General features: G+C 63.1%; 23 protein-coding genes. 11 read left to right on the forward strand and 12 right to left on the reverse strand.

Annotated features, from left to right (window positions below; translation table 11 throughout):
* From B2246_RS03255 to B2246_RS03280, 6 genes are all read left to right on the forward strand, one after another.
* Nucleotides 1–453 (forward strand): phospholipase D-like domain-containing protein (locus B2246_RS03255; protein WP_286964020.1); only part of this gene is annotated, 453 nt, incomplete at its 5' end.
* A gap of 27 nt (nt 454–480) precedes the next feature.
* Entirely contained in the window at nt 481–2,364 is a 1,884-nt protein-coding gene (gene ftsH / locus B2246_RS03260; protein WP_024973318.1) for an ATP-dependent zinc metalloprotease FtsH, read from the forward strand.
* Nucleotides 2,361–2,801 (forward strand): thioredoxin TrxC, encoded by a 441-nt coding sequence (gene trxC / locus B2246_RS03265; RefSeq protein WP_024973317.1) that lies wholly within the window; start codon nt 2,361–2,363, stop codon nt 2,799–2,801. The genes ftsH and trxC overlap by 4 nt, the downstream gene beginning before the upstream one ends.
* A gap of 75 nt (nt 2,802–2,876) precedes the next feature.
* Complete coding sequence (locus B2246_RS03270) at nt 2,877–3,347, forward strand: phosphate-starvation-inducible PsiE family protein (protein WP_024973316.1); 471 nt, start codon at nt 2,877–2,879, stop codon at nt 3,345–3,347.
* A 7-nt stretch (nt 3,348–3,354) separates the two neighbouring features.
* Complete coding sequence (locus B2246_RS03275) at nt 3,355–4,320, forward strand: zinc metalloprotease HtpX (RefSeq protein ID WP_024973315.1); 966 nt, start codon at nt 3,355–3,357, stop codon at nt 4,318–4,320.
* Between the two features lie 23 nt (nt 4,321–4,343).
* Entirely contained in the window at nt 4,344–5,498 is a 1,155-nt protein-coding gene (locus B2246_RS03280) for a S1C family serine protease (protein WP_024973314.1), read from the forward strand.
* A gap of 81 nt (nt 5,499–5,579) precedes the next feature.
* On the opposite strand, the gene B2246_RS03285 is transcribed toward B2246_RS03280, so the two are convergent.
* On the reverse strand, nt 5,580–5,984 hold the full coding sequence (locus B2246_RS03285; protein WP_009238717.1) for a lysozyme: 405 nt from the start codon (nt 5,982–5,984) through the stop codon (nt 5,580–5,582).
* A gap of 208 nt (nt 5,985–6,192) precedes the next feature.
* On the opposite strand from B2246_RS03285, the gene B2246_RS03290 reads away from it, so the two are divergent.
* The 5 genes from B2246_RS03290 (at nt 6,193) to B2246_RS03310 (ending at nt 14,384) form a co-directional block, all read left to right on the forward strand.
* Nucleotides 6,193–7,092, forward strand: a complete 900-nt coding sequence (locus B2246_RS03290) for a helix-turn-helix transcriptional regulator (protein WP_037056838.1) — start codon at nt 6,193–6,195, stop codon at nt 7,090–7,092.
* A gap of 15 nt (nt 7,093–7,107) precedes the next feature.
* Nucleotides 7,108–8,865, forward strand: a complete 1,758-nt coding sequence (locus tag B2246_RS03295; protein WP_024973312.1) for a DUF262 domain-containing protein — start codon at nt 7,108–7,110, stop codon at nt 8,863–8,865.
* Between the two features lie 448 nt (nt 8,866–9,313).
* A complete protein-coding gene (locus tag B2246_RS03300) occupies nt 9,314–10,372 on the forward strand; it encodes a DNA-methyltransferase (protein WP_200868548.1) in 1,059 nt (352 codons plus the stop codon).
* A gap of 42 nt (nt 10,373–10,414) precedes the next feature.
* Nucleotides 10,415–12,418 (forward strand): McrB family protein, encoded by a 2,004-nt coding sequence (locus B2246_RS03305; RefSeq protein ID WP_286879701.1) that lies wholly within the window; start codon nt 10,415–10,417, stop codon nt 12,416–12,418.
* 1 nt (nt 12,419) lies between these two features.
* Nucleotides 12,420–14,384 (forward strand): DUF2357 domain-containing protein, encoded by a 1,965-nt coding sequence (locus tag B2246_RS03310; RefSeq protein WP_286879702.1) that lies wholly within the window; start codon nt 12,420–12,422, stop codon nt 14,382–14,384.
* Nucleotides 14,385–14,406: 22 nt separating this feature from the next.
* Here the strand turns inward: B2246_RS03310 and B2246_RS03315 are convergent, their stop codons facing one another.
* The 11 genes from B2246_RS03315 to B2246_RS03365 form a co-directional block, all read right to left on the reverse strand.
* Nucleotides 14,407–14,901 (reverse strand): hypothetical protein, encoded by a 495-nt coding sequence (locus tag B2246_RS03315; protein ID WP_037057371.1) that lies wholly within the window; start codon nt 14,899–14,901, stop codon nt 14,407–14,409.
* Nucleotides 14,898–15,398, reverse strand: coding sequence for a lysozyme (locus B2246_RS03320; protein WP_024974782.1), 501 nt, complete (start codon nt 15,396–15,398; stop codon nt 14,898–14,900). The genes B2246_RS03315 and B2246_RS03320 overlap by 4 nt, the downstream gene beginning before the upstream one ends.
* Nucleotides 15,395–15,616: a hypothetical protein gene (locus B2246_RS03325; protein WP_024974783.1), complete on the reverse strand. Its 222-nt coding sequence runs from the start codon at nt 15,614–15,616 to the stop codon at nt 15,395–15,397. The genes B2246_RS03320 and B2246_RS03325 overlap by 4 nt, the downstream gene beginning before the upstream one ends.
* Nucleotides 15,613–15,921, reverse strand: coding sequence for a DUF6127 family protein (locus B2246_RS03330; RefSeq protein ID WP_286879704.1), 309 nt, complete (start codon nt 15,919–15,921; stop codon nt 15,613–15,615). Before B2246_RS03330 ends, B2246_RS03325 begins: the two co-directional genes overlap by 4 nt.
* Before the next feature lie 67 nt (nt 15,922–15,988).
* A complete protein-coding gene (locus tag B2246_RS03335; RefSeq protein ID WP_024973216.1) occupies nt 15,989–16,210 on the reverse strand; it encodes a hypothetical protein in 222 nt (73 codons plus the stop codon).
* A complete protein-coding gene (locus tag B2246_RS03340) occupies nt 16,203–18,170 on the reverse strand; it encodes a hypothetical protein (protein ID WP_024973215.1) in 1,968 nt (655 codons plus the stop codon). The genes B2246_RS03335 and B2246_RS03340 overlap by 8 nt, the downstream gene beginning before the upstream one ends.
* Before the next feature lie 17 nt (nt 18,171–18,187).
* Complete coding sequence (locus B2246_RS03345) at nt 18,188–18,583, reverse strand: hypothetical protein (RefSeq protein WP_024973214.1); 396 nt, start codon at nt 18,581–18,583, stop codon at nt 18,188–18,190.
* Nucleotides 18,580–19,575, reverse strand: a complete 996-nt coding sequence (locus B2246_RS03350) for a hypothetical protein (protein ID WP_024973213.1) — start codon at nt 19,573–19,575, stop codon at nt 18,580–18,582. The genes B2246_RS03345 and B2246_RS03350 overlap by 4 nt, the downstream gene beginning before the upstream one ends.
* A gap of 3 nt (nt 19,576–19,578) precedes the next feature.
* Nucleotides 19,579–20,847, reverse strand: coding sequence for a hypothetical protein (locus tag B2246_RS03355; RefSeq protein WP_024973212.1), 1,269 nt, complete (start codon nt 20,845–20,847; stop codon nt 19,579–19,581).
* Between the two features lie 46 nt (nt 20,848–20,893).
* A complete protein-coding gene (locus B2246_RS03360; protein WP_024973211.1) occupies nt 20,894–24,502 on the reverse strand; it encodes a hypothetical protein in 3,609 nt (1,202 codons plus the stop codon).
* Nucleotides 24,502–24,912 (reverse strand): hypothetical protein, encoded by a 411-nt coding sequence (locus B2246_RS03365; RefSeq protein ID WP_024973210.1) that lies wholly within the window; start codon nt 24,910–24,912, stop codon nt 24,502–24,504. Before B2246_RS03365 ends, B2246_RS03360 begins: the two co-directional genes overlap by 1 nt.
* Between the last annotated feature and the right edge of the window lie 2 nt (nt 24,913–24,914).

Raw genomic sequence — 24,914 nt, forward strand, 5'->3', positions numbered from 1 at the left:
GTGCGCATCTGGACACCTTACTTCGTGCCCGATCAGCCGATGATCGCGGCGCTGAGCACGGCCGCGTTGCGCGGCGTGCGCGTCGAGGTGCTGACGCCCGCAAACGGCGACCATCCCACGGTGCAATGGGCCGCGCGCGCCCACTACTGGCAGGTGCTGGAGCACGGTGTACGCATCTTCGAACGGCCTGGCCCGTTCGACCACAGCAAGCTGATGCTGATAGACGGCCAGTGGTGCTGCCTGGGTTCGGCCAATTGGGATGCGCGCAGCCTGCGCCTCAACTTCGAGTTCAATGTGGAGGTGTACGACACCGCGCTGTCTACGCGGCTGGAATCCCTTTTTGATGCCGCCCGTGATGCATCGAACGAGATATCGGCCATGGCGTTGCGCGCCCGCCCGCTGGCCATCCGCTTGCGCGACGGGGTGGCCCGTCTGTTCACCCCCATTCTCTAGCGGCACGACTTGCGAGGAACATTGCCCATGGAAAAGAAAGATCAATGGAACATTGGCTACTGGATCGTCGCCGGCCTGTTGCTGCTGACGCTGCAGAACTACTGGCAGGCGGCCAAGACCGTCGAGCCCGTGCCCTACAGCGAATTCGAGAAGGCGCTGGCCGAGGGGCGCGTCGCCGAAGTGCTGGTGTCGGACCGCACGGTCACCGGGCGCCTGAAATCGCCGGACAGCCGGGGCAAGACCACCATCGTGGCCACTCGCGTCGAACCCGACCTGGCCGAGCGGCTGTCCAAGTACGACGTGCCTTACGCGCGGGTGGTGGAAAGCACCTGGCTACGTGATGTGCTCTCCTGGATTCTGCCGGCGGTGGCCTTCTTCGGCGTCTGGTTCTTCCTGTTCCGCCGCTTCGCCGAGAAGCAGGGCATGGGCGGCTTCCTGAGCATCGGCAAGAGCCGCGCCAAGGTGTTCATGGAGAAGAACACCGGCGTCACCTTTGCCGATGTCGCGGGTGTCGATGAGGCCAAGGCGGAGTTGGTTGAGATCGTCGATTTCCTCAAGAATCCGCAGGAGTATGGACGGCTCGGGGCGCGCATCCCGAAAGGTGTGTTGCTGGTTGGCCCGCCCGGCACGGGCAAGACCCTGCTGGCCAAGGCCGTGGCGGGCGAGGCCGGGGTACCGTTCTTTTCCATCTCAGGCTCGGAGTTCGTCGAGATGTTCGTCGGCGTGGGTGCAGCGCGCGTGCGCGACCTGTTCGAGCAGGCCCGCGGGCAGGCGCCGGCCATCATCTTCATCGACGAGCTCGATGCGCTGGGCCGCGCGCGCGGCGTCGGCGGCCCCATCGGCGGCCACGACGAGCGCGAGCAGACCCTCAACCAGCTGCTCACGGAGATGGACGGCTTCGACAGCTCGGTCGGGCTGATCATCCTCGCCGCCACCAACCGCCCCGAAATCCTCGACCAGGCGCTGCTGCGCGCCGGTCGCTTCGACCGTCAGGTGCTGGTGGACCGGCCCGACAAGAAGGGACGGCTGGACATCCTGAAAGTCCACGTCAAGAAGGTGACGCTGGCTCAGGATATCGATCTCGAACAGGTGGCTGCGCTGACCACGGGCTTTTCGGGTGCAGACCTCGCGAACCTGGTCAACGAGGCCGCGCTGGCCGCGACCCGGCGCAAAGCGTCCGCCGTGGAGTTGCAGGATTTCACCTCCGCCATCGAGCGCATCGTGGCGGGCCTGGAGAAGAAGAACCGAGTGCTCAATCCCAAGGAGCGGGAAACCGTGGCCTATCACGAGATGGGGCATGCGCTGGTGGCGCTGGCGCTGCCAGGCACCGACCCAGTACACAAGGTTTCAATCGTTCCGCGTGGCATCGGTGCACTCGGCTACACCCTGCAGCGGCCCACCGAAGACCGATTTCTGATGACACGTGCCGACCTGGAGCACAAGATCGCCGTGCTCCTGGGAGGGCGTGCGGCTGAGAAGCTCGTGTTTGGCGAGCTGTCCACAGGGGCTTCAGACGATCTCGCGCGGGCCACCGACATCGCCCGCGACATGATTACGCGCTTCGGCATGGATGAGGGTTTGGGGTACGTTGCTTTTGAGGCACAGAGGCCGCGTTTTCTTGATGCGCCTGAACTGGCACAGGGTGGCTGCCGAGTAGCCGAATCGACTCAGACACGCATCGACCAAGCCATCCGTGACATTGTGATGGGTGTGTTTGATCGTGCATACCGAATTCTCGAAATTAACCGAGATGTGCTGGAGCGATGCGCGCGCGAACTGCTCGCACGGGAAACGCTGGATGAATACAGCATCCGGCAACTGACGCAAGGGCTACAGTTCGAATCCCCATGTCACGGCGGCCCAACTGCTGGAGCCATTACTTCCTCTGTGTCCCAAGGAGCCACCTCATGAGTGACAGCATTCATATCGTCTGCCCACACTGCCAATCCATCAATCGCGTGCCAGCCAACAAGTTGGCAGAGAAGCCCAATTGCGGGCGGTGCCAGCACCCGCTGTTCACCGGAGAACCCATTGATCTGACCACAGCGACCTTCGCCCGTCATCTGGAGCGCAGTGACCTGCCGCTGCTGGTTGACTTTTGGGCGCCGTGGTGCGGACCGTGCAAGATGATGGCGCCGCAGTTCGAGCAGGCGGCCTCCCTGCTTGAACCCAAGGTGAGGTTGGCCAAGGTAAATACCGAGGCCGAGCCTCACCTGGCCGCCCAGTTCGGTATTCGCAGCATTCCAACCCTGATTTTGTTCCAAGGGGGACATGAGGTTGCACGTCAGGCGGGCGCCATGGGCGCGCAGGACATTATGCGCTGGGTGGCTTCGCAATTGCCCCGGTGATTCAGGTGTGATCGAGTCGTCTTCTCGGACTCTCCGTTCCATTAACGTTTCATTGAAAGAGAGAGCGCAACGCTTATGAATAAAGAATCTGGCCACACGGCCCTTGACGAGATACGCTCCCAGTGGCGGTTGATGACGGGTTACGAGCGCTTCGAGCAGTTCGTTGCCATCACGCTTTCGGGCGTCATCGCGTTGGTAATTGTGATTTCGCTGATTCAGTTGATTCGGCTGGTGTTCACACTGCTCGTCATGGATGCGCTGAATCCACTGGATCATAAGGTTTTCCAGCTGGTGTTCGGTGCCACCATGACGCTGCTGATCGCCATGGAATTCAAGCATTCGATCGTCAAAGTGGCTCTGCGCAAGGAAAGCATCATCCAGGTCAAGACCGTCATTCTGATCGCGATCCTGGCACTGGCCCGCAAGTTCATAATCCTCGAACCCGACGTTGATCCTGCCAAAGTGGCCGCGCTGGCGGGGACGGTACTGGCCTTGGGTCTGACCTATTGGCTCATGCGTGAACGCGATGACCGCAAGAGCGAGTAATGGAGGCATGACCCCCTATGGTCTAGTCGGCCGACACGACGCCAGGTCGAGGCACCGCTGGCTCAATCGCTTTCAAACCGCGCTGCTGGTTTTGACCCTGGTGGGGATCGCAGCTGCCGCTGGCAGTCTGCTGTTCGGCGAGATTGGCCTTTGGCTGGCACTGGCAACATGCGCATTGACCCTGCTGATCGAACCTGTCGCCGCCTCCGCGATGACCTTGCGTCTGTATGGCGCCCGTCCCTTGCGCCCTGATGAAGCCCCCGCAATCTGGTCGTTGCTGCGAGCGCTCGCAGCTCGCGCAGGATTGCCGAACACGCCGGTTCCGTACTATGTGCCCAGCGACATCGTCAATGCCTTTGCCACCGGCTCCAGGCGCCTTGCCTCCATTGCCCTCACCGATGGCCTGCTCCGCAGCCTGAGTATGCGCGAACTGCAAGCCGTGCTGGCGCATGAAGTCGCGCACATCGCTCAAGAAGATCTTCGTGTCATGGGCTTGGCCGATTCGATCAGCCGGCTCACGAACCTGCTGGCGTTGTTGGGTCAGGTCGCGCTCCTGATCAGCATGCCAGCCTTGCTGGTCGGTGCAGCAGAAATTAACTGGATTGGCTTACTGTTGTTGGCCGCTTCGCCGCAACTGGCACTGCTCGCACAGTTGGGTCTGTCACGTGTGCGAGAGTTCGATGCCGACCGGATGGCAGTAGAGCTGACGGGAGATCCGCACGGGCTCGCCTCGGCGCTGGCGAAGATCGAGCGGGTGAGCCGCTCGTGGCGAGCCTGGTTGTTGCCCGGCTGGGGGAATCCCGAACCGTCCTGGTTGCGCACGCATCCGGCGACAGAGGATCGTATCGCGCGCCTGATGGCGTTGGCGCCTCAGCCATCGCAGGCCCTGCCGTTCCAAACGGAATATCTCGCGCCAAGGTCGTTCGGCCCGATGCGCCCGCCACGCCGGGGCCTGAGCGGCCTTTGGCGCTAAATCACTCGAAAGGAACCCCCGCCATGGCTTACCACGATCCTTACCCACAACGCCCAGCTCCGGATCATTTCGTCCGGCGGTGGCTCTTCATCACCGCGTGTGTTGCCGCACTCATGCTCTTGTGGCAGTTTCTGCCCGCCATCGAAGCCTGGTTCAGCCCGCGCGAAGCTGCCGAGCGCACCGTAACGCCGCGTGGCGACCTGGCCGCTGATGAAAAGGCCACCATCGAACTGTTCGAGAAATCCCGGGCATCGGTGGTCTACATCACGACGTCCCAACTGGTACGAGATGTCTGGACGCGCAACGTCTTTTCCGTGCCGCGCGGGACGGGTTCGGGTTTCATCTGGGATGACGCCGGTCATGTCGTTACCAACTTTCATGTGATTCAGGGGGCGTCGGAGGCCACGGTCAAACTGGCCGACGGCCGCGATTACCAAGCCGCGCTGGTCGGAGTGAGTCCGGCACACGATATCGCGGTGCTCAAAATCGGCGTCGGCTTCCAGCGCCCGCCCGCCGTTCCGGTCGGCACCAGCGCAGACCTCAAGGTGGGACAAAAGGTGTTCGCCATCGGCAACCCCTTCGGCCTGGATTGGACACTCACCAACGGCATCGTGTCCGCGCTAGATCGATCGCTGCCCGGAGAATCTGGCGGAGTGACCATCGAACACCTGATTCAAACCGATGCCGCTATCAACCCCGGCAACTCGGGTGGGCCGTTGCTCGATTCCGCCGGCCGTCTGATCGGCATCAACACAGCGATCTACAGCCCTTCCGGTGCATCGGCTGGGATTGGCTTCGCCGTACCGGTGGACACGGTCATGCGTGTGGTGCCACAACTTATCAAGACCGGCAAATACATCCGTCCGGCGCTTGGGATCGAGGTAGACGAGCAGCTCAACCGCCGATTGCAGGCACTGACCAGTACCCAAGGCGTGTTTGTGCTCCGTGTCGCCCCTGGCTCAGCGGCGCAAAAGGCGGGGCTGAGCGGTATCACCGTTGGCCCCGAAGGCATCGTGCCGGGAGACCGTATCACAGGCATAGACGGCGCTCCCGTCGACGATGTCGCCAAACTGCTCGCACGGCTTGACGACCAAAAGGTAGGAGATGTTGTGGTCTTGTCAGTCGAGCGGGCCGGTAAGCCACGGGAAGTGCGCGTGGAGTTGCAACCTGGCGCCTGATCTGGAGTTGATGACTTCTGGGGATCGGCAAAGAATAACGATGGGATGCATGAAGTATTCGCGCCGCAGAAACTCGATGCCCTACACTTTGGTGTCCAGTAAGGAAATTTCAGCCTCTCGTCGCGCGAAGAGTCCCGGCAGCACTTTGCCGCCACCATAGACCCATCGACGCAGCTCTGTTGCGGCTGCACTCCAGTCTCGTTGGTTGATCCGCCGTCGCAGCGTCGAGGTCTGCAGCCGCCCCGCCCCGAGGTTGAACGTGAAGTCCACGATGGTCGCGATCCGGCTCTCGGGCTCGGTGGCCAGCACAGGGCAGTAGCGCAGCGTCGCCGCCAGAGCCGTCTGCAGATCTCGCGCCAGATAGGCCTCGGCTTCTGCCTCCGTGATCGGCGGATGCTTCGGATCGCAGAAGTGGCCGTAACCAATCGTCCAGAAGCCTGCGGGGCAGATGTAAGGAATGGCAGTGATCTCGATTCCACGCTTCACCTTACGACAAGCGAAATCCTGGACGGCGAGGAGCGCAAACCGATCAACTTCACACTACCCCGGCATTCACTCGCCATACCTCATTGCCCCAGCTTCCGTCGCAGAGTATTATGTCATCAATTTGATGATGTAAACTGCCTAGAAATGAGCAATCGAACAACCAATTTCGGTCTAACCGTCATCTTCCGTGGGTGAGGATCACCTGACCATGCATCCCCAGCGCGTTGAGAGCTTGAGCCACGCCCAGCGCGAGCGGCTGGCCTACATCGACTTCCGGCTCTACTTCTTCGGTGAGATTGGCCGCCCCGACCTGATCGACCGTTTTGGCGTTGCTCCGGCAGGGGCGACACGCGATTTGGCGCTGTACCGGGAAATCGCGCCGCAGAACATCACCTTCGACGGCAGCAACAAGATCTACCGCATCGGGCAGGCGTTCTCCCCGCTGTTCGACCACGCATCGCAGCGCGTGCTGTCGGCGCTGGCTCTGGGCTTCGGCGATGGCGTGACCGGCGCAACGCAGCCGCTGCTGCCGTGCGAGTCGCCTACCGCTCTGAGCAACCCCAGGATGGATGTGTTGGCCCCGGTCTGCCGGGCGATCCACGCCAAGCGACCCGTCGCCATCCGCTACCACTCGATGAGCAGCGGTGAATCCGAGCGCGTCATCGTTCCGTTCGCACTGGTTGATACCGGCCTGCGCTGGCACGTCCGGGCCTTTGATCGCAAGAGCGGGGAGTTTCGGGACTTTGTCGTCACGCGCATCGAAGCGCCAACGCTGCTCGACGAGGAGCCACAGGCCAACGAACGGCCGGACAACGACATCCAGTGGACGCGCATCGTCGAGCTGGACTTCGTGCCGCACCCGCGCCTTGAGCGCCCCGAGATCATCAAGATGGACTACGGGATGACCGACGGCTCGATCCGGATGCGTGTTCGCGCCGCCGTCGCGGGCTACATGCTGCTGCGCTGGAGCGTGGACTGCTCGCCCGACCATCGGCTCAAGGAAGAACAGTACCGCCTATGGCTCAGCGATCCGCTGGCGCTGTACGGCGTCGAGAACGCCAAGCTGGCTCCGGGCTACCAAGCCCCAAGCAGCCCAAAGAAACGATAGGAAAGAAGAAAACCAATGGCCAAGACGCTTGAAGCCCACGACAAACTGATCAGGGAGATCTTCGAAGGCAGCTACCAGTTCGAGATTCCGGACTACCAGCGCCCCTACGCCTGGACAACCGAGCAGGCCACAGAGCTGTTCGATGATCTGTACTCGGCGATGCAGGACGCGCGTGTCTCGGGGGCCAGCAGCCAATACTTCCTCGGCAGCATTGTTCTGATCAAGAACGACCGGGACCCGAAGTCATCGGTGGTCGACGGCCAGCAACGCCTGTCTACGCTCACAATGCTGTTCGCCGTGTTGCGCACCGTGATGCCGGACGCGGCAGACGACATCACTGATTTCCTCTACAAAAAGGGCAAGGTCAGTCTTGGCGAGAAAAACGAGTACCGCCTGACTGCCCGCGAGGAAGATGCCGACTTCTTCCGCTCCAATATTCAGGAGCCGGGTGGCATCGCACAGTTGGTCGCCAGTACGGACAAGCTGAAAGACAGCCGTCTGCGTTACCGTGAAAACGCCACGCTGCTGCTCGAAAAGGCCAAGGCGCTTCCGCCTGCCGACCTCATTGCGCTGTGGCAGTTCCTCGCCAACGACTGCTCGCTGGTTGTCATCTCCACGCCCGACCTCGAAGCCGCATACCGCATCTTCTCCGTACTCAACAACCGGGGACTCGACCTCGCGCCTATCGACATCATCAAGGCGCAGGTGCTGGGCCTGATCCGCACCACAGCAGGCGACGTCAAGAGCCGCGCCTACGCCAAAGAGTGGAGCCGGATCGAAAGCTCGCTGGGTCGCGACGCCTTCGGTGACCTGTTTGGCCACATCCGCAGCATCTACGCCAAGAAGAAGCAGAAGTACATCCTGGTCAAGGAGTTCCAGGAGCACGTCACCGAGTACAAGACCCCCATCGACCTCGTCGACAAGGTCATCAAACCCTATGCCGAAGTGTGGGACTTCGTGCGCGATGCAGACTTCGAGGCCACCGAACACGCCGAGACGATCAACGAACACCTGTCTTGGCTCAACCGCGTGGACTTCAAGGACTGGGTGCCCCCGGCACTGGTCTACTTCAAGCGTTTTCGGCAGCAACCCAAACTGCTTGCAGAGTTTTTTCAATCACTGGAACGCCTGACCTATTTCCTGCTGGTCACCAAGGTGGGTATCAACGAACGCATCGAAACCTACGCTGCGCTCACCAAGGAAATCGAGCCTGAAACCTTCAAGGGGGATCTGGCCGCGCTCACCACACTCGCCCTGACAGACGCGCAAAAGCGCAAGTTCGTCGCGGCACTTGATGGCGACGTTTACGACGATCTGCCCAAGGCGAGGATGGCGCTGGTCTTGCGCCTTGAGTCACTGGTGCGCGCACCCGGAGTGCAACTGCAGAACGCCGTGTCGTTGGAGCACGTGCTGCCGCAAACACCGCCAGATGGCTCGGACTGGCTCCAGTGGTTCCCAGATGAGAACGATCGGGAGGCGTGGACACACCGCTTGGCCAACTTGGTTCCGCTTGACCGGAACAAGAACTCGTCCGCCAGCAACTACGACTTCGCCAAGAAGAAGAACGTGTACTTCAAGGGCAAGGGCACAGCGTCACCCTTCGTCCTGACGCAGGAAGTGCGCTCGGAAGAAAAATGGACACCGGCGATGCTGGTTGATCGGCAAGAGCGCCTCGTAGGCGTGCTCAAGAAGCACTGGGCTCTTGAAGTGTCGCCAACCGAGTCCGCAAGCAAGACGCCTGACATCACAACGGCCACAGATGGGCAGGTTTGATGAAAACCGAACACAAAGTGGTGACGACGACGGGGGCCCCAAATGATGTCTGGGTCGGGATGGCGCAGTGTATGTTTAGTCAAACTACTACAAGGAGTAGCAAGCCCAGAGTTCGTCTGCGCGCTTGTCGGCGGCGTTGGCTACGGGTCAGCTTTATCTGGGGCAGTACCGCTAGAAAAATGTCGGTTGCAACGCTAAAATCACGCATTTGCACAGACACTTGCGGGGCTCCCTTGCGATTCGAAGAAACAAAGTCAGACACCCTAAACCTGCGGGTATCACCCTCCTTCAAGCTGGCCTTGAAGGCTGCCGCTGATAACGAGCAGCGCAGTATGGTCAACATGCTCGAGGTTCTGGTAGCCAACTACTGCGAACAGCATCAAATCGTGCTTCCAACCATGCAGCAGCGGCGACGTGAGGCCAGCAACTCCCCTGTCGAGGGGGGCAAATGAGTGAAGAAGAGGTTCTGCAAAATATGAACGCCGACCAAGGCTCTGACGTGGCCGTCTCAGTCAGCAAGTTGCAGTCAGCGTCGAAGAGCCCCGAAAAAGGAGGCAAGAAGCCTGCAGACAAGCCGGCTGCGAAGCCATTGACAAAAGCCAATCTCGCCCTGATCCCTCAGGTCGCCACCGAAGAAGCTTTCTGCGATGCCAAGTTGCGTAAGGCTGCCTACTACGCAGACGAGAACGTGTTGATCTTCAACATGGATGTCCGGGAGGCTATGGCGCACTTGGCGACAGCCGGTGTGCTTGTGAACTGCATGGTCACCTCACCCCCGTTCTACGGTCAGCGTGACTACGGAGCCAAGGGTCAGATCGGGCTTGAAGAGCATCCACAGCAATTCATTGAACAGCTAGTGGCTTGCTTTGAATCAGCCAGGCCTGTGCTTGCCGAAAACGGTAGCCTGTGGGTCAACCTCGGTGACACCTACTGGAGCGGCAAGGGTGAGCACAAGAGCGGAGAGTCGAAGCAAAGCGCGCGGCGGTTCGGCCTGCGCCCTCAGGACCGTACAGGCGACGGGCTGTTGTGCAAACCCAAGCAGCTTCTGCTCATCCCCCATCGGTTCGCAATTGCAATGCAGGATAAGGACTGGATCGTCCGCAACGACAACGTCTGGGTGAAGCCGAATCCAATCCCCGACCAGGTGCGTGACCGTTGCTCGATGTCGCACGAGTATATGTTCCACCTGGTGAAGTCGCGCTGGTACTACTTCAACAAGGACGCCGTCGGGCGCAAGTCCGAAACCGGCAGCATCCTGCCGCCGCCCGACACCTGGGAGATCCCGCCAGCTCGGTGTAGCCACAGGCACAAAGCCCGCTTTTCGGAGGAGCTCGTTCGGATTCCCATCCTCTCGACCACGCCGCAGCATGGCGTCGTGCTCGATCCGTTCGGAGGGAGTGGGACGAGTCTTCTCTTCGCAAGGAAGAACGGCTTTCGCGCGATCGGCATCGACATAAAGAAAGAGTTCTGTCAGTCGATGGTGGAGCACCTCGGAGAGCTTGGCTAAAGCATAGAAACTCCTCATAAAAGAACAACGACGGAAGATCAAATGGCCCGATACCTGACCGCAACGCGCATCAAAGCCAGCATCCAAGCCCTTGAAGACACGCGGGCCAAGAGCTCCTTAATGGAGTTCCTAATCCTCAAGCGATCGTTGCTTCTCAAGGGAGCTTCAAAGGTGCCTCTGTCACTTGGCGAGGGCGCCTACATGCAGGCGTTGCGGGAACTGGCGGCCGTTCATGACGCGCCGGATATGAAAGCGCAAAAGCAGTTCTTCAACGTCTTCGCCAGCGACGACAAGAAGGGTGGGTTTCGCGCGGGCAAATACATGTCCAACGGGCCGGGAACGACGGTTAACAGCAATCCGTGGCAGACCATCGTCGAGTTCTCCAACACCAAGCCACGTGGCGTCGGCTTCAAGGACGGCTACGAGGCGAATCTCGCCAAGCCGCTGTTGAAGTCTGCTAACGAAGCAAAGCCAAAGCTGACTGAAGCCGCAGTCTGGGTCTTTCGCCGGTTGGACCTCGACGGAACGCTCGGCACCGAAACGGACCCGATCCGGCGCGCCGAGCTCCTGCGAGACAAGCTGATTGGTGATGTGGGTCTGACGCCTCAGGAGATCGCCACTTTGTTCGACTCGAACGCAGGGACAGGCGTTGAGGATGCCGACTTGCAAGACGCGCCGGCAAGCCCAGAGGACTACCTCGATCTCGCCGGGAGCGAGGCGCCAACCGAGCTGGAAGCAACGGGTAAGTTGTGTTCACTTGACCTCGTGGCGGCTCTCGCCGCAAAGCCCTTTGTGATTCTCACCGGTGCCTCTGGCACTGGCAAATCCCGCTCAAGCTTGCGGTTGGCCGAACAGCTTCAGGATGTCTATGAAGGACAAGTCGACGGAAGCATCTTCCAGTTGGTGCCAATCGGTCCAGACTGGACCTCCCCGAAGCGCTTGATCGGATTTCGTACCCCCTTCGGGCAATCTCGGAAGACGCCTGACGGCAAGGACACCAACGAGAGCTACGAGATTACCGACACGCTCCGGATCATCCTGCGCGCGTGCAATCCCACCTCGACTTCCATTCCGCACTTCCTCATCTTCGACGAGATGAACCTCTCGCATGTCGAGCGATATTTCGCCCCCTTCTTGTCGCTCATGGAAGCCTCGACCATCGTGGAAGACAGCGACAACGCGGCGTTGATTGATCCGCGCTCACTTCGAGTCATCAGCGAGCTGCTGGATCTCGAAGACCCTGACAGTTCGGAGGCAAAGTCAGCAAAGATTCTGGTCACCAACGAGCAGCCCCTGAGGCTACCTCCCAACCTTTTTTACGTCGGCACCGTAAACATTGACGAGACCACCTACATGTTCTCGCCTAAGGTGCTCGATCGGGCTCATGTCCTTGAGGTGCGCGCGCTCCGGCCGTCCGAATACGCAGCCGGGGCAACGCCCGACGAGACAGTGGACATTGCTGTGGCCAACCAGCTTCTGCGAGAGGCCATTGACGACCGAGAGGCCGGGGAAGGCCGCGACTCCGATCCAGTCAAGGTTCTCTACCCTCTGGTAGTTAAGCATGGCATAGACGCCGTTGAGTTCGACGTCTGCCGGAACTTCACCCTCAAGGTCCTGGAAGGCTGCTTCAAGCTGCTCGCGCCTGTTGGCTTCGAGTTCGCCTTCCGGATCAACAAAGAGATCTACGCCTACATGCTGGTCTGGACCAAAGCCCAGATCGCCAACGGCGCCACCTCTGAGGAGGCCGTGCAGCGTTGGGTCGATGGCCTCGATCGGGCTCTATTCCAGAAGGTTCTTCCCAAGATCCACGGCAGCCGCTCGGCTCTGGGAGACAGCCTGAAGGCGCTGCACGCGTTCCTGGGCGGCTCGCATGCGGACAGCGCTCCCCCAGCCAAGTACACGCTTGGTGCTGAGGCCCCGACACGCATTGAGCCAGCTGAAGCCATCGCGCTGCCGGCAGGTAAGGAGTTCGGACGGTGCCGGACGAAGCTGCTGGAAATGCACGCTCGGCTGCTCTCGCGCAACTACGTCTCCTTCGTGAAGTGATATGAGCTTCGTTCCTCTGCATCGCGCGCGATTCGACCTAGGCGCGGGCTGCTGGATCGACATCGAAGCCGACCTCGGCGAAGGCAAGCCGCTCTCCGAGGGAGCTATCCAGTCGGACTGCCTGCTGTCCGCCGAGGAGGAAGCCAGGGCCGATGAGGTCTCGTCGGGCGGCATACCGCCAATGTGCTGGCGCGACGCTGGAGAACTGTTCGAGAAGTTCCAGCTCCGCGAGGACACCGACTACTTCGTCGACGTGGCCACGCCGTCTTCCATGGACGAGGCCGTTAAACAGTGCAAAGCGAATCCTGCATGGCCGTTCGAGGATAGGGTCGCGAGCGCCTTCACGAGGGAGCCGCCCAGGCGCTGGCGGCAAGAGGACGGCAAAACGGTGATCACAGGTCAAATCCGGCTGCGCTCTCACGCCGGCGTCCTGAACCTATCGCCAGTGTTCGGCGGGGAGCTCCGAGCCGAGGTCGCCTGCCGCAAGCTGCGCTACTTCGATGAGTTCAAGCGCCTGCTGGATGAGCTGGCAGCGAAGGCTGCAGAGCTACTGCTCTCCTATGACAGCCCAGTATCCCTGAACTTTCAGACGACTGACGGTCTCGCTGCCAACGAAGCCGCCCTGCATTTCCTGATGCGTCACGTGATGTCAAGAGCCAGACTGCCGACATCCATCGAGGAAATCGTGGAGCGGCCACATGCGCGTCTGGTGGAACGCGTTGAATCGACGTCGATTGAGGAGATCCTAGAGGTCGACCCAGAGCTAGTCGCAGACGGACTTGATTACGCTGAACTACGGGCTGGCGGCCCACTGGCACGCCTCTTCCGAGGTTTCACGCCCGCCTCGTTGCCACAGCGCGAGATCTACGAGTCCCGCGACACGCCCGAGAACCGATACGCCAAAGCCTTCTTGGAGCATTGCAGCCTTGTCGCGCGGCGGCTTGAAGGCGCCTTGGAAGCGCAGGGGCGAAGAGCGTCAGCGCGCGAAGCGCGCGCCTGGGCGGTATCAATCGACGAAGCGTTGCAGCACGGAATGTGGCGAGAGGTGGGCGCCCTCACGCAAATCCCAGCGAACTCGCAGACACTCCTGCGAAAGCGAGGCTACAAGGACTTACTCCGATACGACCTGTCGCTGCGCATGGCTATGGATCTTGCGTGGAATGACGGCGCACAGCTGTCAGACGGACTCTCCGGTGACATCCGTCCAGTGAACCAGATCTACGAGTATTGGTGCTTCTTTTGCCTTCGGGAGATATTACTTTCACTTTGTACCGAAGTCGGCGGTGGCAATTTCCTGACCGTCAGTAAAGACGGGCTGAAGGTGCGGCTTACCAAGGGAGCGCGAAGCGAGTGCCGCTTCGAGTTCACAGGGACCAATGGCGCCAGGGTCCTTGTCTCTCTTTTCTTCAATCGCCGCTTTCGCCGCCCGAAAACACCGCAATCTGCTTGGGAGGGCAGCTACACCGCATTTTTCGATCCGGATTTCAGCATCCGTATGACCAAGGTCGCCGCCGAAGCGCCGTCGCACTGGTTTCACTTCGACGCAAAGTATCGTCTAGAGAGGCAACTGTCGGAGACAGTTTTCGAGGAGCCCCCTGATGGCGAACCGGACGCTGGAGCCGCTGATTACGAAGCCGAAGTAGCGCGCGTCCACAAGCTCGAAGACCTATTCAAGATGCACACGTACCGAGATGGCATCCTTGGAACGCGAGGAGCCTACGTTCTCTTTCCTGGTGATGGCGTCGGAGGCGTTGTCAATCTGCCAAAGCCCAACCTCTTTGTTCGGAACCCTGGTGCTTTTGGGGGGTCGGGCACGCACCGAATCCCCAGTGTCGGCGCCTTCGACTTGGCGCCTGGTGGCGACGCAGCGCAGACACAGGCCATCGCCTCACTTCTGGCTGTCGCGCTCGAAGCGGTTGCCGGACCATCCAACTATGAAGAAGAGCGCGGCCATTGGGTCCTGTAGCTCTACTCTGGCTCCAGCGCATTTACTTGATACTCGCCACCATCCTGACCCACACCTGCAGCGCCCTCAGTTGCTCGGCATTCTCGTGGCAGGTCTGGTAGTTGGCGGCAACGGTTCCGGCGACGGCAGAGAGCGCAATGCCTGCGGCGGCCGCATCAGCATCTCGGGCGGACTCGGGCAACTCACCGGTGGCGGCAGCGTCGTGCAGGCGCACAAAGCCACGGTTGATAGTGCAAGCAGCATCAGCTTGAACGGGCACATAGACGGGAACCTCCTTGATGATGGTGTCGCCCTTCTCGCGGACGATGCGGACGCGATCGACGTACTGCGTAACGACCTTGACGGTGGCTTGCGCCTGCCGCTCGCGGACGGCGGCGGCTTGCAGGGTTTGTTGCTGGATGGCGGCATCCCATTGCGCTTGAACGTGGCTCGCACCCTTGATCCAGCCGAATCCGATCAGTGCAGCGGCGAGCAGGACAAGGGCCAGCCAGCGGTACGGCCACGAGATCAGGCTCATGGCGCTTCCCCGATGCACTGGCGGTACTCGGCCTCGCGCCGTGTGGCCAGCCCGCCGCACAGGCGCGCATTGGCAGGCAGCGCGCAGTCCTTGCGCTGGAAGAAGCGCCAGCGCAGCAGCTCGGCACAGGCTCCGGCGTAGTCCTCGGCGTTGAGTTTCCTGACCAGCGTGGACTGGCAGAACGCGCGGCTGCCGACGTTGTAGGAGAAGCTCACCAGCGCGTCATACTCGTGCTGGGCCAGCGGCACGGTCACGCACGTTTTCAATGCGCCCTCGAACTGCTGCACATCGGTGAGCGCCCGAGCCAGCGCCTTCGGCGGCGTGGTGGTGTCACCCAGCTTCACCCCAGTGGTGGTGCCAAAACCAATGGTCGGCACATCGCCCTTGACCGGGATCACTGCGCGATCGGTGTAGCCCTCGTGCAGCACGATGCCGACCAGGGCGGCGGCGGACAGCGCCAGCGCAGCCACGGTGCGTCTTTGCGGTGGCCGGATCATCGGTGCATCTCCGGTTGCGCCACGATGCGGGCCACGGTCGCGCCGATGCTGGCGGCGAAGGCCAGCAGCACGAATGCGCCACGCGGCAGCACGTCGCCAAACAGCGGCACCACCACTTCCGCCGCCGTGAAAGTCGCGGCCAGCAGCGAGAAGCGGATGCTCCAGGCACGACGCAGCACGCGCCGCCAGTCGTCCAGCAGCCAGAGCTTGGGATTCATTGCGCGCCTCCCATCAGCTTCAACTTGATGGCAGCGCCGACCAGCAGCGCGGCCAGGATGCAGGTGGTGATGACCTTCACCGTGGTCTGCCATGCCGTGCGACGGGCATCGCGCCACGCTTCCAGCAGGTCGCGCAGCTCGCGGATGTCCTTCGCGGCACTGCCGTTTTCTAGGCCGAGATGGGCGAGGCAACGCTCGGCTCCGCGTTCGGCGGCACGGTCGAGCAGATCGTCGAAATCCTCCTTGCGCAGAAGCAGCATGTTCTCCACGAGGGCGGCGGGCGCTTGTTGTTCGGGTTCGGTCATTGCAGGTCTCCAGAAATGCAGAACCCGCCTCGTGGGCGGGTTCAGGGGTTGATCGGAAAGTTGGATTTCAGATTTCGATGATTTCCAGCGTCAGGCTGGGCGCGACGCCCTCGATGACGTCATCGCGCACGAACACCTTCTGGCCGATGGCGGCGCTGCCACGTGCGCGGATCAGACCCCCACCGGGTAAGGCGACGGTCACCACGCCTGCGCCGACGCTCACCACCGTGCCAGCCTGCAGCGGCGGGTCGGGTATGAGCTGGCGGAACTGTTCGTAGAGGTTATGCATGGCTCTGCACCCCCAAGGTCTGCCAGACCTCCGGCATCCCGGCCTCGATCTGCGTCGAGCGCACCAGCCCAAGCCGGGCGCTGTTGCCGTCCTGGTACTCGACGAATGCACCCGGCTGGATGATTCCGGTCTCGGCCAGCACCGGCAGGCGCAGGCTCACCTCGATCTGTTGGCCGGTATCGGCCAGTACAGCGATGCCGCGTTGGCGCGCTGCAGCGGCCTCCGTGATCAGCGCATCGACCACCATCGGGGCCAGAACATCTCCGGCAGTCCCGGCTCGGGTCACCTGGCCGAGCACGCCGACGTCTTGCCCTGACACGAACACGCGGTTGTACGCGGGCTTCTCCACCCAGCGCAGCGACTCGCGGGCCACGGCATCGACGGGCAGCACGAAGTCGGGCGTGACGGTGCCCCAGTCCCACGGCGCGGCCGGATAGCGGTGGCGCACACGGATGCTCTGGTCGGACGGATTCGGGATCAGGTAGCCCCCGGCGGCGCTGGCGATGGCGACCAGCGCTTCCATCCACGTACCCTGCTGTGTGAACACCCCAGCCGGAACGTTCCAGTCCGTCAGGCCCCAATCGATGTTCCAGCCCAGCGGGATGCCGTTGAGCGTCAGCACGTCGTCCATCAACTGCCGAGCCGTGCGCGCCTGCGGTTGCTGGAAGCTCATCACCGGCGCGTAGGGAGCAGCCAGCACGGCGTTGCGTCCACGGCCCGAGATGCGGATGCTTGCGTCGCCAAACAACCGCTCGCGGCTGATGCTCTCGGCCAGCACGCGGAAGGCCGTGCCGTTGACGCTGGCCACCAGTTCGACCGGGCCGCCGTTGCTGCCGGGCGCGACGAGGCTTTCTGCAGCGGCGGGGAGCAGTGCCTCGAAGCCCCAGGTCCAGGACGCGGCGTCGAGCGACAGCGAGAGATTGAACACCGGCACGGGCAATCCATCGGGAAGCCGGTGCAGGGTCGCGTTGTTGATCACGAAATAGACCCTCCGAACGGGAACGACCACCGGCTCGCCATCGGGCGGGTCGGTGTGGTTTTCGCAGAAGAACAGCAGATGGGCACTGGCAGGAGCCAGCGCAGCGAACAGCAGGTGGCCGCTCGGCGTGTAGCAACGCGGCGGCTCGGGCGGCTCGGGGATCACCCACACGCTGATGCCGGGTGGTGGCCGCATCGCTTCCTGGTACCGCCCGCGCCAGCCCACCGGTCGGCGGCTTGCGCTCTGGAAGTCCGTGCCCTGGCGCTGCGTCAGCGCTCGGGCGCTTTGCCAGAGGACGAGCCGACCGGCGCGCTTGCTACGGTCACCGTCCTGATGCGCGAAGCGCGTGGCGTCGCGCAAACGGGTGGCGTTCTGGAACACGCCCATCCGAATCGGCGCGATGGGCGCCGCGTTCTCGTGGGTGAACCCGGTTGCACCGTACAAGCGCTTCGCCTGCTGCTGGCCGGTGCGCCGCAGCAGCGGCGCGGCCACCAAGACCGGCGGCAACCGGTGCGCGATGCCGTGCACCGACACAGCCCCCCGCTGCCACGCCGCACCCCAGCCTGCGGGCTTGGCCGTCGCATCCTGCTGGCGCTGCGCTGCGCCGCCCTCGTGCTGCACGGCCTGCTGCCACTCGTGCGCCGTTTGGCCGATCGTCGGTCGCTGGGTGCGCGAGGCGTAGCGCACCTCGCCGGTGAACGCCACGCCGGGCAGGCTGGCCACGCCGACATTGAGCGGCACGCTCGGGCGCAGGATGAGCGTGCTGACTGTCAGGCCCGGCAGCTCGGCCAACACCTCCAGCCGTGCGGGCGGGATGAAGGCGACGCTGGCCACCGGAAGCGGCAGCGTGGCCTGCACCACCACATCGTTGCGCGGCGGCACGTAGTCCGCGCCGAAGATCAGATCGGCGGCGGTGGCGGCGGCGGCGGCGGCGGGTCGGTCGTACAGCAGGTCGACGTTCTGCCCAGAGTGCGCAGGCATCGTTCACCCCCGATCCTTCAGCCCAAGATGGCCGATACCATCCGGGCGTCCCCGCCCAAATAGAGGTTGGTGCTGGCGAGCTTCACATCGCCCGCGCCATCGGTGCCGCTGCAATCCAGATCGAGTGCCGTCACCTCACTGCCGTTGACCAGCCGCGCCCAGGTGGCGATGCCGGTGGCAGCGATCAGGCCGTCCTCCTGCTGGGTCAGCGTCAGGAGTCCGCCCGCAATCGTTCCTGCAGGTTTGGTGAGCGCGATCTCCACCAGCATCGCACTGGTGGGCGTCGCCGCCGGATTGGGTGGACGCGTGCCGCCGTAGATGCGCAGCCGCGCCGGGTTGGTTCCCGCATCGAGGAAGGACAGCGTGCCCGCCAGCCGTGCCTCGTTGTGTTCCTGCGTGATGGCGACGGTCATGGCATCGGCTCCGGCCTGAGGTTGTCCGCGATCACTGCGCGGTACATCTGTCGGTAGTCCGTGCAGATCACCGTGTAGCGCTGTTGAGGGTCGATGCGCTCGAATCGGTAGGTGCCGTCAGCCTGAGACCACGTGCTCGCCACCAGGACGTGGGTGTTTTCGCTGTAGAGCAGAACTTGGCGAACGAGGGGTTGGTCGGGCTGCCCCTTCTCCTTGACGGTGCCGGTGATCTGGCCGTTGCCGCCGAAATAGATGTCTCGGCGCGCGCTGGCCACAGCTCGAACCCGGGGCGGGTAGCTGCCTGGCTGGCTCCACAGTTCAGTGTTCGGGCTGTGCCAGCGGGCCAAGGCAGCGGAATGCACGCCGACCGGCGGTCCCGCGAGCGCGGCACGGCAGGCGGATTCGAGCGCGCGCACGTCGGCAAGACTTGCGACACCAGACCACAACCCGGCCGCGAAGAAGCGCTCGCTGCCGCCGATGTTGTATTCGTTGCCGTCGGCGTAGTAGCCGATGCCGCCCACGCTGTCTGCCACCCACGAGCGCGCGAAAGCCGCGCCCGCCCAGTCGTCGTTGATGTACACGCGGGCACTGGCCGGGCTGACGACCAGCGCCATGAACTTGGGCGCGCCCCACGCGGGCCCGCTGCCCACCTGACCGCCACTGCCATTGGCGTACTGGTAGATTGCGCCGTTGGACTCCTGATCCAAAAAGTAGCTATTGCTGTCGCCGAGGGTCTTGTAGAACACCAGCCCTCGGCTGACGTGCATCACGAAGCCCGCCAGCACGAAGTCGCCGGACAAGGACATCGGCGTGGCCAACGGCCAGGGCTTGTCCTGGCCGTACAACCCGTAGAGCGGAAATGGCGTGGCCACACCGCCCTGCACGGTGATGGCATTGCTGCCGACCTGATCCTGCAGTTGCCCGTTCGCGAAGTGCAGCGCATCCCACGCCGCGACCGGCGTCAACGACGCCACGCTGTCCCACCACGCCATGGCTTACCTCCACGGCCCGGTGATATCGAAGGCGATCTGCGCGCCCTCGGTTTCCGAGCTGTACTGAGTCCTGACCAGCAGGAACTTCTTGCCCGCCTGACCGACCACGTTATCGACGATGGTCTGATCGCTGTAGGGGAGGTACTGCGGCATCCACAGCATCCCCGGCATCAGGCCGCGCATATGCCCCGACTCCTCCCGCACGTAGGTCGGCAGCAGCCAGAGGCTGTAGTCCGGGCCATTGGGGAACGGCATCGGGCCACGGCCGCAGATCTGCTGGCCATTGTTGGTGTTCAGCGATGTGAGGCCAAAGCGCACTGGGTGGCCGAGTTGGGTGTGGCTGCGCAGCAGAACCTTGCCCGCGAAGTCGAGCGACGAGGCCATCCCGTATCCGTTGTATTGGCCTGGGTAGCTGAGGTAGTGGTTGTTGTTGCTCCAGTACAGATCGTCGGCGCACAGCACAGTGGCGTAGTTGTCACCCAGCTTAAAGCTTTCGATATCGCCAAAGCAGTAGCTGTTGCGCCCGTACCAGCCGTACCCGGCAGCGTTGGAGACGAACAGGAAGAACAACCGGTCGTCGCCTACAAGTACCCAGTTGCGGCCGCCGCCGCCGCTGTCGCCGTAAGTGTCATAGCCGGTCTGGCGCGCGTGATACCACTTGTGCCAGCCCCACTGGTTGGCCTGTACCTGCTTCCAGTTCTGCGTCGGGTTGTTCGGATCGAACGGAGCCTGCGCGCCGACGATGGTGTCGATGTCCGTCAGGTCTTCGACGATGCCGACGTTGGCCCATTTGGCCCACGTCGTCGTATAGCCCGGCGTCTTGAGGCTGTCGTCGATCAGCAGCAGGTTCTGCGGCGAGGCGGGATTCTTGCTGCGGTACGCCGCCTTGTTCGTGCTCGCGAACGCCTTCTCCCACCCCAGCGGCGCAACCTTGGCCGACAGGCTGGTGGCGCTGGTCGCGGGCGACACGGGCGTGCCGGTCACTGCGAAGGTGAACGTAGTTGCGGTGGTAGCGATGACCCGGAACTGCCCGTTGTACGCGGGCTGGTCGGCCCCGGCGATCTCGACTACCTGCTCGGGCCGGTAGGCGTGGCCCGCGCTGATGGTGGCGGTGGCCAAGCCATCAACACAGGTCAGCGTGTCGATGGCCTTGAGAGCGAAGCCGTTGACAAGGCAGGCGTCGAGCATCGTCACCAGATCGCCCCAGTTGTTGGCGATCTGGGGCGCGCCGGTCATGCCGCTGCTGAAGTATTTGACGGTCAGGTCGGTCATAGGAATTCCTGCGAGAAGGGTTCAAAGATCAGGGGCACCCACACCATCAGGGCGTGTCGACATCCCCGCGAATCAGCAACGTGAAGTGGTCGTCGGGCACGGACTCCGGTCCCTGCTGGACGGTGCGCACCACCCAGACCGGGAACTGGCTGCCGATGGTGTTGAAGCGCAGCACGTTGCCGGTGGCCCAGCCGTTGCCCCAGCCGAGCGCGGGCAGACGGAAGTACGGCACGCCGGTCGCCGGGTTGTTGGGGGCGCAGTCGGCGCTGGTATTGCCGGTAGCGATCACGCCCACGTTCTCGCCGATGACCTCGAACGAGGTGCTGTTGGTCATCCGCACCACCCAGCGCTCGGTGAGCGCCCCGCGATTGGTGACCATGATCGGGTACTGGGTGTGGTTAAAGGTGGCGGTGGCAGCGCTGCCAACGAGTTCATCCGACCAGCTGCCGTTCCAGGTGCTCTGATCGAACACGAGGTTCACGCGGGCGAACAGGTCACCGGCCACCAGCGCACTGGAGACAAAACTGCCGGAGACGGGATCGCCGGGACTGGCCAGCGGATAGGCGTGCGTCAGCGGGCGCGTGAAGCTGATCTCGCCGTTGATCTGCACGTCGCGCACCACGGCCATGTCCTCGATGCGGTGCTCGATGGTCACCGGCTGGCTGTAGCCAGTCACGTCGGTGAACGTGACGGTGCCTGCTTCCAGATCGGTAACGTAGCCTGTGTGGATCACCACGCCGTTGTGGCCGACCACACGCACGCGCGACAGACGCACGCGGGCACAGTCGATGGTCTGGCCGTTGCTGACCGAGGCAGTGATGCGACCGGTGTGGCCGACGACGGAGAAACCACCTGGACGGAAGATCGGCACACGCCCGTCGCTGGGAAGGCGTACCGGGTCGATGCCCAGCAACGCCGCATCCAGGGGCAGATAGCTGTAGGCCACGGCGCTGTAACGCAGGCTGGAGGCCGCGACCGGCTCTGGCCGGAAGATCTTGCCGTCTGGCCGCACGTTCTCGGCGTCGAACCACGGCTCGCTCTCGTTGCCCGCCGCCGTGACCACGGTGCCAAACCTCACTCGCACAAGGCCAGTGTCGTAATCGACGCTGCCGATGACGCCAGACGCGGTGATCGTGCCGTCGATGCCTGCCGTCACGGTCTGGGTTCCACCCTCCGCGCGGGCGAACTGGATGGAGAGCGATCCTGGGCGAAGTGGCGCAGCACCGCTGCGGAACACGTACTCGCTGGAGATGTTCTCGCCCACAGTGGTCACGCAACTGGCGCGCGTGATGCTGTTGGTCGCGCCCGCCGACCACGAGGTGAGGGTCACCGCGCCCGAGAGGTAGTTGATGCTGCCGCGCGTGACCCAGCCGCTGGGCGTGAATTCACGGAGCGTTCCCTGACCGTTGTCGCCCCAGGGCTGGCTGCCCGCAATGGCCAGCAATACCGTTCCGGTCACCACCTGCGCGTTGACGCCGGGCACCAGCCGAAACGACGGGCTGAACGCGAACGTCTCGCTGTGGTTGCTGGTCGAGCCCGCGCTGTTGTAGCGCAGCTTGACGTAGCCGGACTCGTCGTTCGGGTACATCGACGGCGCGTCCACGTAGCTGATGCCGCCGTAGTTGAGGCGAAACATCTGGCCCACGCCCGAGGCCCAACCAAGGCGCTGTTCGGTATACACCGGGCTTGGAATCTTGATCGTCACATCCGGCTGAAACTGCACCGCGCCCGTGGCGTAGTTGACGCTGCCGATGACTTGGCCTGCGCGCAGCACGTTGCCCGCCCCATCGTCGCGGGCGTACTGCGTGGGATCGACGAGATTCCACAGCCCCAGCCCCATCGCCTGAATCTGCTGCAGCGTATAGACCCCGAGTACGGCGGTGTCCGTCAGGGTGTTCCACTCGATCTCCAATGAACCCGGCTCGATGGAGCCAAGGGTTGCAGTCACGGGCACCTTGCCCTGGCCGTCCCGCGAGGGGTGCGCGAAGCTGTCTTCCTGCTTGGGGCCCGCAACGTAGTCCACCGTCAGCAGCGCGCCGACCGGCGGCAAGACGTTCGGTGCGAAGCTCAAGAGGTTTTGCGCGACGTTCAGGTTGCCGGTGGCAGCACCACTGAGCTCGCCAAACGTGGTGGCGGAAGCCGTGCGCGTGCCCGTGCCGCTCTCGTGTGGCCAGGTGATGGTGAGCGTGCCCGGCTGAACGCTTTTGCCTTCGGGCGGGGCAAGCTGCAGGGCCTGCGATGCCTTCAGAGCGGCGGTTGGCTGCTGCGTTTCCTGGGTCGGCACGTTCCACGTCAGGATCAGCGATGAGCCCACGTCGGGCAGTGCCCCCAAGGTCACGACGAAGGCGCCGGTGTTCTTGTTGAAAGTGCCCGCGCCGTAGCTGGCATCCAGCCCTTTGAGGGAGCCATTGCCGCCATCCGAAAGCACGTACCAACGGCCCTGCGCCATGTAGCTGATGGCAAGCGTGGCGGGTTGCGGCACCGGGTTCACGGAGCCGACGTAGGACTGGCTGCGCGATTCCGGCGTGACCGCGATCTCCGCGCTTTGCGGCGCGCGCTGCAGTTGTGCAGCAGGTGTGTAGGTGATGGCCTTGCTGTTGGACATCGAGCCGGAGTTCAGGCTCAGGATGCCGTTGGCGTAGTCGATGGTGCCCAGCGTGCCGCTGGCGGTCTTGAGCAGGCCCGCGTCGTCGAAGATCGTGACGCCGTCGGTGACGATGGACAGCGATCCGGGCAGGCAGCCGCCCGGCAGGTTGAATTTGATGCTGGTGTTCCAGGCATGGCTGGCCGTGTAGCTCACGGGTGCAGCGCCCGGTACCGGCAAACCTGCTGCGGCGTAGGGGGGCACGAAGGAGATCGGCGTCTCGGTCTGGGCGCTGGGCACGAGCTGCGTGTAGATGGACGCGCCCTTGATGGTGAAGTCGCCCACATTGGCAGCCTGCGTCAGTGGAACCACGCCGACGTAGGTGCCCGCGTCGGCCACCACCGTGTCGCGTACCTTGGTGCTGTTGGTTGCACGCGTGAAAGTTCGGCTGGCAGGCGAGCCCGTGAAATCAAAGCGCAGCGCGTCGCTGATGGCGACTGTGACGACCGCCGCCTTGTAGTCTTGGTCGGTGTTGTAAGTGAAACTGCGCTCGACCACCGACACGGCGGTGGCGCGGATGTACTGCTCCTTCTGCGTGGGCAGTCCTTCGTTCTCGATCAGGACGAGGGTCTGGCCGACGTTGGGCACGGCGTCGCTGAGGCGTTGGAAGAGCTGGATCACCCGCTGGCCAGCAATGTGGTTCTCGAACAGGTAGCCCGCCCACTCCGGCCCTTTGTTGAGGTAGGCCTCGATGCGGGTCTGCGCCTGCTCACGGGTGTCGAAGGTCTTGCGGGTGGAAAACAGCGTGACGCTGACGCGCTCGTCCTGCGGCGGCTCGGCCACGATGACGTTGGCCCCGAAGTAGGTGTCGGTGTCATCCGTGGCCACTTGCACGAAGCTCTTGCGCAGGTTGACACGGCCTCCGGCGCGATCCAGCTCGGAGATGTCGGGGAAGATGGCGTTCGATACGCCATCGGCAATCACGAGGCCCGTGGGCGCGCCGCCGCCTTCGGGCACGTCCGCCATCACGGCGGACTTGAGCAGCTTCACGTCGCCAGATTGGATGGGCATCAGGCAATCTCCAAGAATCGAAGGGTCAGTCGGTAGAAATCGGTGCTCGCGCGCGCCGGGAAACCCATCACCGGCTCGGCCTCAATGGCGGCGTCCTGGTGACGGAACGCAACCGTGAAGACCCGGCCATCGGTGACACTCAGTTCGAAGCGGCCCGTGGCTTCACTCACCGCCAGCGCAGCCCACGCACGCAGTTGCTCCACGGCGGCGCGCGTCACCCACGCCATGTCGGGCGCACCCACCAAGGTGATCGGGCGTCCTGCCTGCCGCGTCGCTGACTGAATCAGCAAGGCTCCGGTAATCAGGTAGGAAGTGCTGGCCACCGCAGGTGACCACGCGTGTTCGTCTGCCCACAGCAAGTCGTCGGGCAATGGCAAAGCCACCCCGGTGGCGAGGTTCTTCAGTTGCATCA

This window comes from Cupriavidus sp. UBA2010 (genome assembly GCF_002335265.1).
GTDB lineage: Bacteria > Pseudomonadota > Gammaproteobacteria > Burkholderiales > Burkholderiaceae > Cupriavidus > Cupriavidus metallidurans.